General features: G+C 44.8%; 11 protein-coding genes. 9 read left to right on the forward strand and 2 right to left on the reverse strand.

Translation table 11 applies throughout. The annotated features are described in order from the left end of the window. Positions 1 to 289: 289 nt before the first annotated feature. The 9 genes from rlmN (at position 290) to BMY80_RS00970 (ending at position 10,435) form a co-directional block, all read left to right on the forward strand. Positions 290 to 1,390, forward strand: coding sequence for a dual-specificity RNA methyltransferase RlmN (gene rlmN / locus BMY80_RS00930; RefSeq protein ID WP_031578526.1), 1,101 nt, complete (start codon positions 290 to 292; stop codon positions 1,388 to 1,390). Positions 1,391 to 1,412: 22 nt separating this feature from the next. Next, positions 1,413 to 2,216, forward strand: a complete 804-nt coding sequence (locus tag BMY80_RS00935) for a hypothetical protein (protein ID WP_093140055.1) — start codon at positions 1,413 to 1,415, stop codon at positions 2,214 to 2,216. 26 nt (positions 2,217 to 2,242) lie between these two features. Then, positions 2,243 to 3,538, forward strand: coding sequence for a helix-turn-helix domain-containing protein (locus BMY80_RS00940; protein WP_093140058.1), 1,296 nt, complete (start codon positions 2,243 to 2,245; stop codon positions 3,536 to 3,538). Between the two features lie 3 nt (positions 3,539 to 3,541). Continuing rightward, a complete protein-coding gene (gene ispG, locus BMY80_RS00945; RefSeq protein WP_093140061.1) occupies positions 3,542 to 4,630 on the forward strand; it encodes a flavodoxin-dependent (E)-4-hydroxy-3-methylbut-2-enyl-diphosphate synthase in 1,089 nt (362 codons plus the stop codon). 160 nt (positions 4,631 to 4,790) lie between these two features. After that, a complete protein-coding gene (gene hisS / locus BMY80_RS00950) occupies positions 4,791 to 6,059 on the forward strand; it encodes a histidine--tRNA ligase (RefSeq protein ID WP_093140063.1) in 1,269 nt (422 codons plus the stop codon). Positions 6,060 to 6,073: 14 nt separating this feature from the next. Continuing rightward, entirely contained in the window at positions 6,074 to 6,847 is a 774-nt protein-coding gene (locus tag BMY80_RS00955; RefSeq protein WP_031578520.1) for a YfgM family protein, read from the forward strand. 56 nt (positions 6,848 to 6,903) lie between these two features. After that, positions 6,904 to 8,109, forward strand: a complete 1,206-nt coding sequence (gene bamB / locus BMY80_RS00960; protein ID WP_245730015.1) for an outer membrane protein assembly factor BamB — start codon at positions 6,904 to 6,906, stop codon at positions 8,107 to 8,109. A 107-nt stretch (positions 8,110 to 8,216) separates the two neighbouring features. Beyond that, positions 8,217 to 9,854 (forward strand): ribosome biogenesis GTPase Der, encoded by a 1,638-nt coding sequence (gene der, locus BMY80_RS00965; protein WP_093140066.1) that lies wholly within the window; start codon positions 8,217 to 8,219, stop codon positions 9,852 to 9,854. A gap of 86 nt (positions 9,855 to 9,940) precedes the next feature. Next, positions 9,941 to 10,435: a YchJ family protein gene (locus tag BMY80_RS00970; protein ID WP_051621732.1), complete on the forward strand. Its 495-nt coding sequence runs from the start codon at positions 9,941 to 9,943 to the stop codon at positions 10,433 to 10,435. Positions 10,436 to 10,543: 108 nt separating this feature from the next. On the opposite strand, the gene gdhA is transcribed toward BMY80_RS00970, so the two are convergent. Together gdhA and BMY80_RS12170 are read right to left on the reverse strand one after the other, a co-directional pair. Next, positions 10,544 to 11,881, reverse strand: coding sequence for an NADP-specific glutamate dehydrogenase (gene gdhA, locus BMY80_RS00975; protein WP_093140069.1), 1,338 nt, complete (start codon positions 11,879 to 11,881; stop codon positions 10,544 to 10,546). A gap of 401 nt (positions 11,882 to 12,282) precedes the next feature. Beyond that, on the reverse strand, positions 12,283 to 12,423 hold the full coding sequence (locus BMY80_RS12170) for a hypothetical protein (RefSeq protein ID WP_157608040.1): 141 nt from the start codon (positions 12,421 to 12,423) through the stop codon (positions 12,283 to 12,285). Between the last annotated feature and the right edge of the window lie 327 nt (positions 12,424 to 12,750).

A 12,750-nucleotide genomic window follows, 5' to 3' on the forward strand; every position in this document is an offset into this window, starting at 1 on the left:
TCCGTTCTGAATGTCAATATGAATTTATTCAGCCGGTCCGATTTGTTAAATTCCTTTCTGTATCAAACGTATTTCGTTCACCCCGATAAAGAATTCAGACTGTCAGCTGATGAATTAAAGTCGAGCGGCTCCGGAAATCATTACCGGAAAATATCAATGTCAGCACCAGCCGGATGATTGTTTAAAAGCTGTTTTCTGAAACAAATAAAAATAGGACAGGTATTGTGTATTCTGATATAATCACGCAAATAATTGTGTTTATATCAGACTTGGGTTATTCATTGTTATAATGGCAGAAAGTAAGATTAATTTATTGAATTTGGATCGTGACGGATTGAGGGCTTTTGTCGCAGATATGGGGGAAAAGCCGTTCAGAGCAGATCAGATTATGAAATGGATATACCATTTCGGTACTGATGACTTTACAAAAATGACCAATATCAATAAGGTTATGCAGGCGAAGCTTTCTGAATGCGCCTATATTCAGGCTCCTGAAATAAAAGCTGAATACCGCAGCGGCGACGGTACCATAAAATGGGCTCTGGATGCCGGAGACGGTCAGCTGATTGAAACGGTTTACATTCCCGACGGTGACAGAGCCACACTGTGTGTATCCACACAGGTGGGATGTGTCATCAATTGTGCTTTCTGTGCCACCGGCGCTCAGGGATTTAACAGAAATCTTACCACTTCCGAAATAATCGGCCAGGTCTGGAGAGCTGCTTCCGTTATTGGCTTTACCCCGAATCCGAAGTACAGGGCAATCGATAACGTAGTGCTGATGGGAATGGGGGAACCTCTTCTGAATTTTGAGAATACCGTCAGAGCCATGAAGATTATGCTGGATGATTTCGGCTTTGGTCTGTCAAAGAGAAGAGTAACCATTTCGACAGCCGGTGTTGTACCGGGAATCGACAGACTGGGAGATGCCATAGACGTGGCTCTGGCAATATCCCTGCATGCCCCTAATGATGAATTAAGAAGCAGTCTCATACCGCTGAATGATAAGTATAATATCAGCAGTATTTTGGCTGCCGTTAAAAGATATGTGGACAAATCAAATGCCAACAGCGGCAGGGTAACAATAGAGTATATTCTCCTCGCCGGTGTTAATGATCGTCCGGAACATGCGCATGAGCTGGCAAAACTTCTGGCCAATACGCCATGCAAGATTAACCTTATTCCTTTTAATCCGCATGAGGCAAGCAGGTTCAGCAAGCCTAAGGCCGCAGATATAGATAAATTCTACAGAATTCTCCTGGATTACGGCTATACTGTGGTTACTCGCAGAACCCGCGGTGATGATATTAAGGCTGCCTGTGGACAGCTGGCGGGTGAAGTTAAAAATAAAATCAAAAAAATAGCATCGTTTAAAGGTGCTGATTTATAAAAAATAATTGGGACTTTAACTAATGAACATGATGAACAAGTTATTACTGGCGGCTGTTGTTTCCGGGGTGCTTACAGGCTGTATAACCTCCAAGGAAATAATTGTGGGTCGTGATGAAAACGGCAACGAAATAGTGCGTAAGGCTGATGATATTGATTACAACAAGGCGGCTCAGGCACGTATAAACCTGGCCTACAGTTTTATGCAGCAGAAGGAAATGAGTGCCGCCAAGGAAAATCTGAATATCGCAGAATCATATGCTCCGGATCTTGAATCTCTGCATCTTGCCTGGGGACGTTATTTCAGCATCGTTGGTGATTATGCAAATTCGGAACAGAAATATCTTCTTGCCATAAAGGAAAATCCTGAGTCAGGCATGAGCTATACTCATTACGGAGACTTTCTCTGTACAAGAGGCAGAAGGGATGAAGGACTTGCCAATCTGATGAAGGCTGTTTCCCAGCCTAAGTTCGCTCAGATGAGTGTTGCTTATGAAACTGCGGCAACCTGTGCATATGAAGCTGGAAAACTTGATGATTCAAAAATTTATTTTGAAAAGGCCATGAGCTATGGTGGAAACAGCCCGTCACTGCTGTTTAATTATGCAATGTTCAGCTTTGAAAACGGGGATTATGAAAAAGCCGATAAACTGATGCGCAGCTATGACATGTACCAGCACAGGGATACAGCCCAGACCATTTATTTAAAGATAAGGATTGCCCAGAAAATGGGTGAATATGCTACATCTGAAATCTATGGAAGAAAACTCCTGAAGGGGTATCCAAAGAGTGAAGAAGCGATGAAATATAAAGCCGGTGAATATTAATTACTGGATCGAGGTATAAAGAAAAAATGATAAACAACAGTGCAAGCAGTGAAGCAGCTCAGTTGCTTGGAAACAAATACAGGGAAGCGCGCGAAAAGAACAACGTATCCCTTATTCAGGCATCAGAGCAGTTAAAGATTAGAAGTTATTTGCTTAATGATATGGAAAAAGGTCGTTTCGGTCATCTTAAGCTTGGAGACTGCCTTGCATATGCTAAGTACCTGTCTGCTGATGTTAATGTTGAAGAACTGAACGCCATTCGTCAGGCTCAGGGCGGAGCTGAAGAATCATATGAACTGGATAAGAGGGTTGTTGTCGGCGGTGGCGTGGTTATCGGAGTTGTTGCCCTTGCCGTTCTGTTCTTTGCCCTGTCCGGAAAGGAAGATAAGACTGAGGTCAGCGATAACGGAGTTCTGCAGCTTCCGCAGGAGCAGGCTTCAGGGGTAATTGAGCTGCCTGTGGCAAATCAGCAGGTTGACGTTGAATTACCTGTTCCTGCTTCTCAGAACGTTCAGCCTGAGAACAGTGTCAAGCCGGCTCCAGCCCCGGTTCTGAAACAGGATGTTGAACAGGGAGTTGTTGTGGGGCCTGAGCGTAAAGATACTATCGTTGAAGAAGAAATTCAGTTCGAAAGTCTTCCTGATGCAGACCCTCTGGATGTTCCTGTAGTTGCCACTCCGGCTCCGGCAAGAAGACCGTCTGCACCGGCTCAGAACACGGTGGTAATGGAAAAACCGGCAGCGAACAGAGCTCAGACTGATAATGTTAAACCGGCCGAAGCACCTGCAAAGAAGCCTCAGAGTGTTCCAGCAGCAGCTCCTGCAAAGAAGACCCAGAACACTCCTGCAAGAAACAGTTCCGTAAACCAGAAGCCTCAGGCATCCACTTCTCAGACAAGAACCTCGGTTCCTGCAAAGTCATCAGGTCTGAAATCAGGTCAGGTGGTATCTCTTGCAGATGAAATGGGATACAAGAAGTCAGCTTCCCCTTCAAAAGCCGCTCAGCAGAAGAGTGTGCAGAAGACTGCTCCCGTTAAGCAGGGAAATCAGAGCGTGAAAAAGACCGCACAGCCTGCAGTAAGCAGTACAAATGCCTCATCTGCAGCCAAATCCGGAAATCTGAAATCTGGTCAGGTTGTATCTCTTGCTGATGAAATGGGATACAGGAAGCCCGCTGCCAAAACAGCTCCTGCAGTAAAGGCTCCTGCACCTGCTTCAAAGCCTAAGGCAAATAACTCAGGAAGTCTCGGTCCGAAGATTACCGATCAGGCCGAAATCAAAAGACGTGCAAGTCAGGTTGTGATTACAGAGGCTGTACAATAAGTCATGATTACTCTAACTGAACAGATAAAAAGACGTAAAACCAGAAAAATCATGGTTGGCAATGTACCGGTAGGTGGGGATTCCCCGATATCGGTTCAGAGCATGACCAATACCGATACTACTGATATTGACGGCACAATTGCCCAGATTAGAGCCATTGCCGAAGCTGGAGCCGATATCGTGCGTGTGAGCGTACCGACACTGAAGGCCGCTGAAGCATTTAAGGAAATCAAGGCCGGTTCTCCGATTCCTGTTGTTGCGGACATTCATTTTGATTACCGCATAGCCCTTAAAGTCGCTGATTACGGTGCAGACTGTCTGCGCATCAATCCCGGTAATATCGGCAGTGATGAAAAGGTTCGGGCCGTGGTTTCATCAGCGAGAGAGCATAAGATTCCAATTAGAATCGGTGTAAATGCCGGTTCCCTTGAAAAAGAAATACTTGAACGCTACGGTGAACCGACACCTGAAGCACTTGTCGAATCTGCAATGCATCATATCGGAATTCTGGAACATCTTGATTTTCCGGATTTCAAAATCAGTGTAAAGGCATCTGACGTGTTTGTGGCTTATGAAGCATACAAACTCCTGAGCCAGAAAATTGAACAGCCTCTTCATCTGGGCATTACCGAGGCCGGTGGTTTCAGAAAAGGTTCAGTAATGAGCGCCATCGGTCTGTCATGGTTACTGAAGGAAGGAATCGGTGATACCATGCGTGTATCCCTGGCTGCAGATCCGGTAGAAGAGGTTAGAGTGGCTTTTGATATTCTCAAAGTGCTTAAGCTGCGCACCAGAGGTATTAATTTCATAGCCTGCCCGACCTGTTCACGTCGCGGTTTTGATGTTATCGGAACCGTCAATGAACTTGAAAAGAGACTCGGGGATGTTACAGAATCACTGAATGTTGCCGTTATGGGGTGTGTGGTTAACGGTCCGGGCGAAGCATCAAGAGCCAATCTCGGTGTCTGCGGTGCGGCTGAAAAGAGTTATTACTATGAAGACGGCGAGAGACTTGATAGAATCCCTAATGAACAGCTCATTGATGAACTGGAGAAAAGAATCAGGGCTTATCTTGCCAGAAACCGTAAATAGGATTATGAATTTGTGACAGATCGGTATTCAGCGGCGGCGGGACGAACAGAAAAAATAAAAACAGTTCCCGTTTATCTGTCCGCTGACAGCATGTCAGTGCTGATGTGACGGTCGGTGTTTTTGTTTTTAGGTTAATGTTTTTTTAAGGAAGCTAAATAAAGTGGCGGTTAAAATTAAAGCAATCAGAGGTATGAATGACCTGCTCCCTCAGGACAGCAGTATGTGGCAGCAGGTAGAAGCGGTTCTCAAGTCAACCGCAGCCTCTTTTGGTTTCAGTGAAATCCGTTTTCCGGTAGTGGAAAAGACCGGTTTGTTCTGCAGAGCCATCGGTGAAGTTACCGATGTTGTGGAAAAGGAAATGTATACCTTTAATGATCGTGACGGAGACTCTCTGTCTTTAAGACCTGAAGGTACCGCAGGCTGCGTAAGAGCATGTCTGGAAAATTCACTTATCCACGGACAGGAACAGAGACTCTGGTATACCGGTCCGATGTTCCGTCACGAAAGACCTCAGAAGGGCCGTTATCGTCAGTTCCATCAGTTCGGCTGTGAGGTGTTCGGTTTAAAGGGACCTGACATTGATGCTGAAATCATTGCATTCACCGCTGAAGTTCTGGCAAAGCTCGGTCTTACAGAACATGTTACCCTGCAGCTGAATTCTCTCGGTTCATCTGAAGAGAGAGCAGCCTACAGAGATGCTCTGGTTGCATTTCTGGAACAGCATCAGGATGTTCTTGATGAAGACTGCAGGAGAAGAATGTATACCAATCCTCTCCGTGTTCTTGACACCAAGAATGAAGACATTATTGCAGTTCTGAAGGATGCTCCTAAGTTGAGTGATTACTTCGGGGAAGAAACAAAAGCTCATTTTGCCGGCCTCTGTTCACGTCTTGAAGGACTAGGAATAAAGTATGAACTGAACAGTCGTCTGGTTCGTGGTCTTGATTATTACAATCTCACGGTTTTTGAATGGGTTACAGATGCTCTTGGTTCACAGGGAACTGTCTGTGGCGGCGGACGTTACGACGGTCTTGTTGAACAGCTTGGCGGTCAGAGTACTCCTGCCATAGGTTTTGCAGTCGGTCTGGAAAGAATGATTCTTCTTCTTGAGACTCTTCAGCTGGTTCAGCGCAAGCCTGCAGTGGATATTATGATCTGCGCCATGGGTGAAGAACCTGAACGTCAGCAGCTCAAGCTTGCTCTTGAACTCAGAAGAGCATTGCCGGGTCTCGGAATCATGACTCACTGCGGCGGTGGCAAATTCAAGAAGCAGATGGCTCATGCTGATAAGTCCGGTGCACGCTTTGCCGTGATTATCGGTGATGACGAAATCAGCAACAATGTATTAAGTGTTAAGGATCTGCGTTCAGGTGAACAGCAGACCATAGAAATGGCGGCAGCAGCTGCTTATTTTAAGAGCGTATTTTAACAGGAGTGAAATAAATGGACGTTTTTGAGGCTGATGCACAACAGAGAGAAGAAGAACTTCACAGATGGTGGCAGGAAAACTGGAAAAGCATTGTTATGGGAATTGTTCTGGCAATTGCCATTATTACAGTGGTTTTCATGTACAGAGACTATACTAAAAAAGTGAAGTATCAGAATGCTGTTGATTTCTATGCCATTGTAATGAACAGTGACCTGTCTGACGCCAACAGTGTTAATGACGTTAAGAAATTCATCGGTGACCACAGCAGTGACGTGTACAGTCAGCTTGCATCTCTTTCACTTGCCAAGCAGTATGTTGCCGAAAAGAAGTACCAGGAGGCTGCCGATCTTTTAAAGGCCAGTATCGGTGCATCACGTGACAATATTCTTGATGACGTAATCCGTCTGAGAGTGGCAAGACTCAATATTGAGTTAAAGAAGTTTGATGAAGCCAATGCTGTTTTAGATGCCATTACCAACAGGGAAGCATTCAAGTTTGAAGTTGCTTCACTCAAGGGTGATGCGGCATATGCCAATAAGGATAATGCGGCTGCTCTTAAGTTCTATGAGGAAGCTCTTTCATCAGCAAAGGCTGACGATGATACCAATGTGGTTAAGATGAAGAGAGATTCTCTTAAAACCGTTAAGGGTGTGACTGCGGTAAAGGCAGCTGAAAAGCAGGAAGGCGCTTCACAGCAGCCTGCAGCTGATGTTAAGGCTGAAGAAGCAGTGAAGGCTGAAGATATTGCTGCTAAAACCGTAGCAGCGGAAGAATCTGCAGCTAAATAGCAAAAATAAACATGTATTCTGTTCATAGCATGGTTTTACAGTAAAGAGATTTGTCGATGTTCAGCTTTTGTAAGAAGCAGCTAATTTCAGGAATGGCCCTGGCCGTATCAGTATTACTGAACGGCTGTTCCAATGATGTGGACGTATATCAGCCCGTGAGTTCTCCTCAGGTTGTAAACAGTGTGGCTACCAAGGTTGTATGGAGCCGTTCTGTAGGTTCCGGCGTTGGAAATTACTTCACCCGTCTTTCTCCGGTTGTTGATGAAGTAAAGGTTTATGCCGCGTCAAGAAACGGTGATGTGTATGCCATGAACAAGGATGACGGATCACGTGAGTGGCATCTGGATCTGGATGACGAGGATGAGAATGATGATCGTCGTTCCACCCGTTTGTCCGGAGGACTTGTGCTTCAGTACGGTGTGCTGTATGTTGCCAGTGAAAATGGGTATCTGTATGCCATTGATGCAGAAGAGGGAACACTGAAATGGAAGGCCAATGTAGGTCAGGAAGTTCTTGCAACTCCTGCCGTAGGTTACGATAAGGTGTTTGTTCTTACAATCAGCGGTCAGATGTTCGCCTTTAATTCAGATACCGGAGAAAAGGTGTGGGCCAACGGTAATGACGGTAACATGATATCGCTTCGCGGAGACAGTAATCCCGTGGCCATTGCCGACAAGGTTGTGATTTACGGTACCGCCAACGGCAAAATCAATATTGTTTCTCAGGAAACAGGTGTGCTGATACATCAGCTCAATGTCAATGTTTCCAGCGGTGCTACCAGAATTGCCCGTCTGAATGATGTTAACAGTACTCCGCTGAGTATTATGAATGAGGTGTATTCTGTTGCTTTCAACGGTAATCTGCAGGGATTTTTAATTCCTGAATTCAGCTCCATGTGGAAGAGACAGTATTCTTCATGTCTTGATCTTGCCAGCGACTCTACTGATATTGCACTGACTGACGTGTCCAGTCATATTTATGCGATTATAAGAGTCGACGGAACACAGAGATGGGCAAATACCCAGCTGACATATCGCAATGTAACTGCTCCTACGTACTTCAAACGTCATGTGGTTGTGGGCGACTATGAAGGATTTATCTATTTCCTGGATGATGCTACCGGAGAGATTAAGTCAATGCGTGAGCTTGACAGCAGCGGCATGTATACTGCTGCGGTGACAGATGATAACTATCTGTATTTCCAGTCAAGAGACGGAACTCTCTATGCCGTAGACATTGATGATGAAAATAAAGAGGATTAGTACTGCCGATACCCGTGTGCCGTCAGTGCTGATTCCGTTAATGAATTAACCGAACCGGCTTATCCTGAGGATAAGCCTGTTTTTTGATTATTAAGAGGAACTGAATTGTGTCCAAGGTTGTTGCTTTAGTAGGGCGTCCTAATGTGGGTAAGTCCACACTGTTTAATCGTTTGACCAAAACGAGGGACGCTTTGGTTGCGGATTTTCCGGGACTTACCCGAGACAGAAAATACGGTCGCGCCATGTATAATGACAGCGAGTATATTCTGATTGATACCGGCGGTATTGACGGCAGTGAGGAAGGTATTGAAACTCATATGGCCGAACAGTCTCTGCTGGCAATAGATGAAGCTGATCTGGTGTTTTTCCTGGTTGATGCCCGCAGCGGTCTGACCTCCGGTGATTACATGATTGCTGATTATGTACGCCGCCATCAGAAAAAGACCGTTCTTGTAGCAAACAAGATTGACGGCCTGGATTCAGACGTGGCAACGGCTGAACTGTATGCACTCGGCATCAGCGCGGTATATCCTATTTCGGCAAGTCACGGCCGTGGCTTAAGCTCTCTTCTGGACGAGGTTCTGGCTCCTGTTTTAGCTGACGGTGAGGAACATCTTCTTCCTGAAGCAGGTCCTTTCGATGATCCTGACGTTATTGCGTGGGAAAAGGGCTTTGACTTTCTGGAAAACGTTCCGATGGACAAGGAGGCCGGCGGCTTTGACTGGCATGCCTGGAAAAAGCGTCATCAGAATAAGGATGAGAATTCTGAGTCAGCCGAAGGGTCTGAAGAAGCCTCAGAAAAGAAAACTGCTGACAGCAGTGAAAAGGAACATGACGGTTCATTCTCCGATCTTCCGGTAAAGTTTGCGATCGTAGGTCGTCCTAATGTGGGTAAGTCAACCTTAACAAACCGCCTCCTGGGTGAAGACCGCGTTATCGTTTACGACATGCCTGGTACAACCAGAGATTCCATTTATATTCCGCTCAAGAAAGATGATCAGGAATATATTGTTATCGATACCGCCGGTGTGCGTAAGCGCAAGAAGGTTAATGAAGCTGTTGAAAAGTTTTCTGTTGTTAAGACTCTGCAGGCGATAGAAGACAGTAACGTAACCATTCTGGTTATTGATGCCAATGCAGGTGTTACCGATCAGGATTTAAGTCTGTTAAGCTTTATTATTCAGAGCGGTCGTTCTCTGGTTATAGCTGTTAACAAGTGGGATGGTCTGGATAAAGAGGTGAAGGAAAAGGTTAAGCAGGATCTTGAACTCCGTCTCGGCTTTGTGGATTTTGCTGAAATTCACTTTATTTCCGCACTTCACGGTACCGGAGTAGGTCACCTGTTTGAATCAATTCTGAGTGCCTACCGCTCAGCAACCACCAGAGTAAGCACTTCCAAGCTCAACCGTATCTTAACCATGGCCACTCAGGAGCTTCAGCCTCCACTTTCAAACGGCAGACGTGTTAAGCTTAAGTATGCTCATGCCGGTGGTTACAATCCTCCACGCATCATTATTCACGGAAACAAGACCGGTGATCTTACGGATGCGTATAAGCGTTATCTGAATAACTACTACCGTAAGAGTCTGCATATCATCGGTACTCCTATCAGTCTGGAATTCCATGACAGTGAAAATCCGTTTGAAGGTAAGAAGAACAAGCTTACACAAAGCCAGATCAGAAAGCGCAAGCGCATGATGGACTTTGTTAAGAAGGCTAAGAGAGACCGTAAAAAGAAGAAGTAGGTCCTGAGCAACTGAATTAGAGTCCTGACTTTTGAGTCGGGACTTTTTTTGCACCAGCGATTACGTATGACAATTGGGATGTTTATATGGCTGTCGGAAAGAATAATATATGTCACTGCGGGCTGTCAGGTAAAGACTATGGAAACTGCTGCGGAAGATATCATACAGGTGTTAAGGATACGGAAAAATCTCCGCTTGAGGTACTAATGACCCGTTACAGCGCGTTCTGTGAAGGTAAAGCTGACTATCTCCTGAAAACCTGGCATAAAGATTTCAGACCTGATATTTCAGCCAAGAAATTCAGCAGAGAAATCAAAAACGGAGGTAAATGGCTAAAGCTTCAGGTTCTTGGTGTATGGTTAAACGAGGATCGTACCAGAGCCATGATAAAGTATGAGCTGACATTCAGAGATGCCGGAGGCGTATGCAGAAGCATCTGTATATCCAGCTTCGTATACGAAGATGGAAAATGGTTCTACACGGATGAAGTGGATTCAGCAGATAATAATCAGCTACCCGGAGAACTTGATTCTAAGGATTCAGTGCTTCGTGAACTTGCTGCTATCGGTATTAAGGCGTAACTGAAACACTTATGTTTTTTCAGAATGCAGATAAAGAAGAAGGCCTCACAAAAATGTGAGGCCTTCTTTCTGCTTATGATGACTAAAGCACCATGTATGAACTAGGTATTAAACGATACCCTGAGCGTACATAGCCTTAGCAACCTTAACGAAGCCAGCGATGTTAGCACCAGCAACGAGGTTGTTCTTATCACCGGTGTATTCTTCAGCAGCAGAAGCAGCAGCGTTGTAGATGCTCTTCATGATCTGCTGGAGCTTAGCGTCAACTTCTTCGAAGGTCCATTCAAGACGCTGTGAGTTCTGGCTCATTTCGAGAGCAGAAGTAGCTACACCACCTGCGTTGGCAGCCTTAGCTGGTCCGAAGATGATCTTAGCGTTCTGGTAAACAGCGATAGCCTGGTTGGTAGAAGGCATGTTAGCACCTTCACCAACAGCCCAAGTACCGTTAGCGATGAGCTTCTTGGCGCTTTCTTCGTCAATTTCGTTCTGAGTAGCACATGGGAGTGCGATATCACACTTAACGTCCCAGATGTTACGGCAGCCTTCAACGTACTTAGCTTCAGGATGAACAGTTACGTATTCCTTGATACGAGCACGCTTAACTTCCTTGAGTTCGTGGATTAACTTGAGGTCAATACCGTTAGCATCGTAGATGTAACCGTTTGAGTCACTCATAGCTACAACCTTAGCGCCGAATTCAGTAGCCTTTTCAGCAGCGTAGATAGCTACGTTACCTGAACCAGAAATAACGGTGGTAGCACCCTTGAAGCTCTTACCGTTGGCAGCGAGAGCTTCTCTCATGAAGTAGCAGAGACCGAAACCGGTAGCTTCGGTACGAGCAAGAGAACCACCCCAGCCGAGGCCCTTACCGGTTAATACGCCGGTGAATTCATTGCGTAAACGCTTGTACTGGCCGTACATGAAGCCGATTTCACGACCACCAACACCGATATCACCAGCTGGAACGTCGGTATCAGCACCGATGTGCTTTGATAATTCGGTCATAAAGCTCTGGCAGAAAGCCATGATTTCACGGTCAGACTTGCCCTTTGGATCGAAGTCTGAACCACCCTTACCGCCACCGATAGGAAGAGTGGTAAGGCTGTTCTTGAAAATCTGTTCGAAACCTAAGAACTTGATGATACTTAAGTTTACTGAAGGATGGAAACGGATACCACCCTTGTATGGTCCGATAGCGCTGTTGAACTGAACACGGAAACCGCGGTTAACCTGTACATTACCGTTGTCATCAACCCAAGGTACACGGAACATGATCTGACGTTCAGGTTCAACTAAACGGTCCATGATGCCAGCCTTTACCCATTCAGGGTGTCTTTCTAAAACTGGTTCAAGAGTTTCTAAAACTTCCTGAACTGCCTGGTGGAATTCAGGCTGGTTTGGATTGCGAGCTAATACGCTATCCATTACAGGCTTTAATAATTTCATATTTTGTTATCCTAAAAGTTATTTATCTGGATTTTGTTAATACCTAAAATTTGTGTGCAACAACATCTGGCAATAACCAAAATACACGCAAATACATATTATTTTTTTAAACGGTAAAAATGTCAAGAATTTATAATTAAAAATCGATAATTTTTCTGTTTAAATTCTGAGCTAAAATGATGGAGAAGCCTTGATATTACTTGAAAATACTGAAATTTGAAAAATGAATAATTATGCGTAAATATGAATATTTATACACCGGTGGTTGAATAATATACAGCAGAATCAAGGCTTTTTTTTCTGTTTTCCTGTAAGAATCAGAGGTGAAAACAAGAAACCGGAAAACTTAAAATTTTCCGGTTCCGTATATGATATGAGATGCGCTGTTTTCAGAAAAAACATTAAACCTCGGTTTTTTCAAAATGAATGGTATAAAGCACATGTCGGCGCTGTCTGTTTCTGCGCTTGGCAACAAGTGATGGAACTCTGTGCTTGGACAGTCTGCTTGCTGTAAATCTTGAGAGTTTCAAACCTCTTTTCATGGTGTAATCCTTTGTTTTGACTATTCTTTATTACCAAAAAATAAGACTGGCTGACTTACGAAGATGCTTCCTCTCGTCTCTCGCCGTTGTAGCCTGTGCCATATCCCTGTTGTTTTGAGATTCGGAAAAGGATATTTAGCTGTCTCTTTGCAAATATGGTGACAGAGTATACTACTAATGGTCTGATTTGTTAAACAAAATTGCTAAATTTACACCGTTTGCCTTAATACGGCAGTGGTTGAGAGTAAAGACCGTTACCGATCGGGAGATGCCGGTATAGTGCCTGATATCAGATAAAAAGGAAGAAATCAGTATGTTCCGTGTGCG

This window comes from Ruminobacter amylophilus (genome assembly GCF_900115655.1).
Taxonomy (GTDB): Bacteria; Pseudomonadota; Gammaproteobacteria; order Enterobacterales; family Succinivibrionaceae; genus Ruminobacter; species Ruminobacter amylophilus.

Excerpts from the sequence above, each read along its gene's own strand:
- rlmN (WP_031578526.1), top strand. The coding sequence starts at position 290 with ATGGCAGAAAGTAAGATTAATTTATTGAATTTGGATCGTGACGGATTG.
- BMY80_RS00935 (WP_093140055.1), top strand. The coding sequence starts at position 1,413 with ATGAACATGATGAACAAGTTATTACTGGCGGCTGTTGTTTCCGGGGTG.
- BMY80_RS00940 (WP_093140058.1), top strand. The coding sequence starts at position 2,243 with ATGATAAACAACAGTGCAAGCAGTGAAGCAGCTCAGTTGCTTGGAAAC.
- ispG (WP_093140061.1), top strand. The coding sequence starts at position 3,542 with ATGATTACTCTAACTGAACAGATAAAAAGACGTAAAACCAGAAAAATC.
- BMY80_RS00955 (WP_031578520.1), top strand. The coding sequence starts at position 6,074 with ATGGACGTTTTTGAGGCTGATGCACAACAGAGAGAAGAAGAACTTCAC.
- bamB (WP_245730015.1), top strand. The coding sequence starts at position 6,904 with ATGTTCAGCTTTTGTAAGAAGCAGCTAATTTCAGGAATGGCCCTGGCC.
- BMY80_RS00970 (WP_051621732.1), top strand. The coding sequence starts at position 9,941 with ATGGCTGTCGGAAAGAATAATATATGTCACTGCGGGCTGTCAGGTAAA.
- gdhA (WP_093140069.1), bottom strand. The coding sequence starts at position 11,881 with ATGAAATTATTAAAGCCTGTAATGGATAGCGTATTAGCTCGCAATCCA.
- BMY80_RS12170 (WP_157608040.1), bottom strand. The coding sequence starts at position 12,423 with ATGAAAAGAGGTTTGAAACTCTCAAGATTTACAGCAAGCAGACTGTCC.